The following is a 4,725-nucleotide window of genomic DNA, read 5'->3' on the forward strand; positions in this document are numbered from 1 at the left end:
GTACCAGGTTATCCAAAAGACGAAATAGAAGATTATAATGCACAATTAGAGTATAAAGACAATTTAATAGTTGCTGCAGAAGTATTTTTGCTTTGGGTTATAGAAGGTGGTGAAGATTTAAAGAAAAAATTACCCTTCCATAAAACCGATTTAGATGTTAAGATTGTAGAAGATATGCAACCTTATCGTACAAGAAAAGTTCGTATTTTAAATGGTGCTCATACATCTATGGTTCCTTTTTCTTTATTATATGGTAATGAAACCGTAAAAGAAACAGTAGATAATAAGTTTACAGGAGCATTTGTTAACAAGGCCATTTTTGATGAAATTAATGACGTGCTTCCTATGGATAAAAGCGAGTTAGATAGCTTCGCAGAAGATATTTTAGATCGTTTTAGAAATCCATTTATCAAACATAAATTAGCAGATATTGCTTTAAATTCAATTTCAAAATTTAAAGTACGTGTGTTACCAAGTTTATTAGAATACGAATCAAAAAATGGTAAATTACCAACAAACTTAACCTTTGCTTTTGCGTGTTTAATTCGTTTTTACAAAGGAGCATGGAATGGAGAAGCTACACCAATTAAAGACAGTCAAGATATTGTAGATACGTTTACTGCTATTTGGGCACAAAATGATGTGGCTTTAGTAGCAGAATCAGTGTTGTCAAATACCTCTTTTTGGGATGAAGACTTAACAAAAGTAAATCATTTAACAGATGCTATTGCTTTAGCATTAGGTGAAATTGATAACAACGGAATTGAACAAGGTTTGGCAAATTTTAGCAATAAATATTAAGTAAGAAATACGCATTATATCATGCAAAAAAAATTAATAAAAGTAAATCCATCAGATAATGTAGCAGTTGCTTTAGTCAATCTAAAAGCAGGTGAAGTTATTTCGTTTGAAAATCAAGATATCAAAGTCATTTCAGATGTAAAAGCAAAACATAAAATTGCTTTAGAAACATTTGAAAATGGAAGTGAAATTTTTATGTACGGTGTTTTAGTGGGTAAAGCAAGCTCTAAAATTGAAAAAGGAGGTGTTTTAACTACAGAAAATGTAAAACATCAAAGTGCAAAAGTTTCTCAAAAAACAGGAACTATTGGTTGGACAGCACCTAATGTTGATAAATGGAAAGACAAAACCTTTATGGGTTACCATAGAGAAGATGGACAGGTTGGTACAGCCAATGTTTGGTTGTTTTTTCCTTTGGTTTTTTGTGAGAATAAAAACATAGAAAAACTAAGAGATGTCTTTGAAAAAGAATTATTAACTGTAAAGTCTAATTCGCATCAAATGTTATTGCGCTCTCTAGTAAAGGGTGAAGAAGATACAGATAATGCAGAAAAGGAAGTTACAAAAGTATTTGAAAATATTGATGTAAAATTCATTACGCATCCAGGTGGTTGTGGTGGTATTAGACAGGATTCTGAGAGTTTAGCAAGACTTTTAGCGGGTTATGTAAAAAATCCAAATGTTGCTGGGGCAACAGTATTAAGCTTGGGTTGTCAAAACCTACAAATGGATATATTTAATAAAGCTTTAGACGCAATTAGTCCAGATAATAAAAAACCAGTGTTGATGTATGAACAACAACAAATGGGTACTGTAGATGAAATGCTTACGGCTATTATAAAAAATTCTTATGAGGCCATTAAAAAAGCCAATGAAATAGAAAGAAAACCAGCTCCATTATCTAAGTTGAAAGTAGGTTTAGAATGTGGTGGATCTGATGGTTTTTCTGGAATTTCTGCAAACCCAAGTTTAGGATACACTTCAGATATGCTAGTTGCTTTGGGTGGTACCGCTATTTTATCTGAGTTTCCAGAATTGTGTGGTGTAGAACAAGAGTTGGTAAACAGATGTGTTGAAGAAGAAAAAGCGAATAAGTTTTTGAATTTAATGCAAGCTTTTGAAAAATCGGTTGTAGATGCTGGTTCTGGGTTCGATATGAATCCTTCTCCAGGAAACATTAAAGACGGTTTAATTACTGATGCCATGAAATCTGCAGGAGCTGCTAAAAAAGCAGGAACATCTCCAGTAGTAGATGTTTTAGATTATGGAGAATACATTACAAAACCAGGTTTAAACTTATTGTGCACACCAGGTAATGATGTAGAAAGTACCACTGGAATGGTAGGTTCTGGAGCAAATATAGTTTTGTTTACAACAGGTTTAGGTACGCCAACAGGTAACCCAATTACGCCTGTTATAAAAGTATCTTCTAATTCTGATTTAGCCAATAGAATGAGTGATATTATTGATATTGATACAGGTGATGTTATTAAAGGTGAAAAATCTATAGCAGAAATGGCAGAAACAATTCTTGACTATATTGTTGATGTAGCAAGTGGTAAAATTACTTCTAAAGCAGGTTTGCTAAAACAAGACGACTTTATTCCTTGGAAAAGAGGGGTTTCTTTATAAATTAAATACTAAATCTTCTCTTAATTAAGAACTTTTTTAAGAGAAGATTTACGTATAATTAATTCTGGCTGTAACACAATTTGTTGCGGTTTCTTTTTATTTACTTTAGCCTCTACTTCATCTAAAAATAGCAAAGCAGCTTTTCTTCCCATTTCTACAGGAGATTGATCAACAGATGTTATAGATAATTCCATAAAGCGAGTAAATGGCTCGTTACTAAAACCTATAACACTAATGTCTTCTGGTATTTTTAATCCATGAGCTTTAATTTCTTGAATAGCACCAAGCGCTGAAAAATCACTCGAAGAGAAAATTGCATCAGGTGGGTTTGGTAAACTTAATAACTTTTTGGCTGACTCTCTTCCTGACAAAACTTTACTAAAAGTTTCAATAACCAAACTCTCATCATACTCTAAACCATTGTCTATGATTGCTTGCTTATAACCTAAAAACCTATTTTTAAAAATCTCTAATCTTTTATCGTTTGAAAAATGTGCAATTCTTTTGCATCCTTGCTCTATTAAATGTTGAGTTGCATTGTATGCCCCATTAAAGTCATCAATAGTAATAGAACTAACATTGGAAATCTCCTTTTTTCTATCAAAAAATATAAGAGGAACATTTTTCTTAGAAATACTCTCAAAAATTTTATTTGTAGCCTTTCGGTTCGTTATAGACATTAAAATCCCATCAACTTGGGTACTTAACAAACTGTTAATATTGCCTATTTCTTGATTTTCTTGATCATGAGTCTGACAAATTATCACATGATATCCTTTAGGGTACAATTCATCTTCAATTCCCCTAATTACAGAAGCAAAAAAGTTGCTATCTATACGTGGTACAATTACACCCACGTTATAACTTTTACCACTTTTAAGCGCTTTTGCAAGCGTATTTTGCTCATAATTTAACTCTAAAGCAGTTTCCTTTATTAATTTTCTAGTCTTTTCACTAATTTTAGGATTATTATTTAATGCTCTAGAAACTGTTGCTGCAGTTAAACCTAACTTGTCAGCAATGTCGTATATCGTGGTCTTCTTTACCATTTTGCTAATTAATGATTTTTTTTCTGAAAAAAATATTTTTAATTAATAAATTTTGTAAATCGAAACTTTATTTATAATATTGTGCAATCGATTACATTATTAAACAAATATAATTTAAAAATAATTAATGAAAAATATATTTAAATATCCGTTTTATATCATGTTGTTAATAATAGCTTCATGTACTACTAATGAGGATGACTTAACTGAAACTATTGTTAAGAGTATTGTAGTTAGTGGTGATGATATAAGTGATGGAGGAACTTCTCAAATGAGAGCAGAAGTTTTTCCTACCACAGCATTAAATCGAACAGTTGCCTGGAGTGTTTCGGATGAGAGCATAGCAACAATATCTTCAAGCGGTTTATTAAGAGCTGTTACAAATGGTATGGTTACAGTTACTGCCACAGCTCAAGATGATTCTGGAGTAGTAGGTACTAAAGATATAACAGTATCTGGTGTTGTTATTCCTGTTGTTTTGGTAGAAAGTATCACTGTATCTGGTTCAGATATTACTGATGGACAACCACAAAGTTTCTCTGCAGAGGTTTTTCCAGCTAATGCAACTACACAAGAAGTGGTTTGGTCTGTTTCAAATAGCGCAATTGCAACCATTAATTCAGAGGGTATATTAACACCTTTAGATAATGGTTCTGTAACAGTAAGAGCTACATCACAGGATGCTAATGCTGTGTTTGGTGAGTTAGCTGTTAACATTTCAGGTTTTTCAAATGTACCTGGGGTTGCTACAAGTCAAGAGCTATTGACAGCTATACAGAATGCAGTAGCAGGAGATGTTATTTATGTAAAAGAAGGAACTTTTACTTTTAGTTCTACAATAAATATCGGTCAAAGCGGAACATCATCAAGTCTTATTTCTATTTTACCACATCCAAATAATACCCAAAGACCTACACTTGATTTTTCTGCAATGTCAGAAAACAGTTCAAATAGAGGTATTGAATTATCGGGTAATTTTTGGCACATTAAAGGGATTAAAGTTTTTAATGCAGGAGATAATGGTATGTTAATAACAGGTAATGATAATCTTATTGAGTTTTGTGAATTTAGTGAAAACTCAGATACAGGTTTACAAATAGGTAATGGTGGTGCAAATAATACAGTTTTAAATTGTGATTCATTCTTTAACGCAGATTCTACTTTAGAAAATGCTGATGGTTTTGCAAGTAAGTTAGATGCAGGAACAGGAAATAAATTTATAGGCTGTAGAGCATGGCAAAAT

Annotated in this window: 3 protein-coding genes and 1 pseudogene; 3 read left to right on the forward strand and 1 reads right to left on the reverse strand. The window is 32.1% G+C overall.

Annotated features, from left to right (window positions below; all coding sequences use genetic code 11):
* A pseudogene (locus ACTG3V_RS15010) lies at positions 1-801 on the forward strand (tagaturonate reductase); the annotation flags it as partial.
* A 21-nt stretch (positions 802-822) separates the two neighbouring features.
* A complete protein-coding gene (locus tag ACTG3V_RS15015; protein WP_439132988.1) occupies positions 823-2,433 on the forward strand; it encodes a UxaA family hydrolase in 1,611 nt (536 codons plus the stop codon).
* A gap of 20 nt (positions 2,434-2,453) precedes the next feature.
* On the opposite strand, the gene ACTG3V_RS15020 is transcribed toward ACTG3V_RS15015, so the two are convergent.
* On the reverse strand, positions 2,454-3,482 hold the full coding sequence (locus tag ACTG3V_RS15020) for a LacI family DNA-binding transcriptional regulator (protein ID WP_439132989.1): 1,029 nt from the start codon (positions 3,480-3,482) through the stop codon (positions 2,454-2,456).
* Between the two features lie 127 nt (positions 3,483-3,609).
* Here ACTG3V_RS15020 and ACTG3V_RS15025 point away from each other — a divergent pair.
* Positions 3,610-4,725 (forward strand): Ig-like domain-containing protein (locus ACTG3V_RS15025; RefSeq protein WP_439132990.1); only part of this gene is annotated, 1,116 nt, incomplete at its 3' end.

Source organism: Polaribacter sp., assembly GCF_965660385.1.
Lineage (GTDB): Bacteria > Bacteroidota > Bacteroidia > Flavobacteriales > Flavobacteriaceae > Polaribacter.

Bases quoted from the DNA above. Each gene is read 5' to 3' on its own strand.
- ACTG3V_RS15015 (WP_439132988.1), top strand. From the start codon at position 823: ATGCAAAAAAAATTAATAAAAGTAAATCCATCAGATAATGTAGCAGTT.
- ACTG3V_RS15020 (WP_439132989.1), bottom strand. From the start codon at position 3,482: ATGGTAAAGAAGACCACGATATACGACATTGCTGACAAGTTAGGTTTA.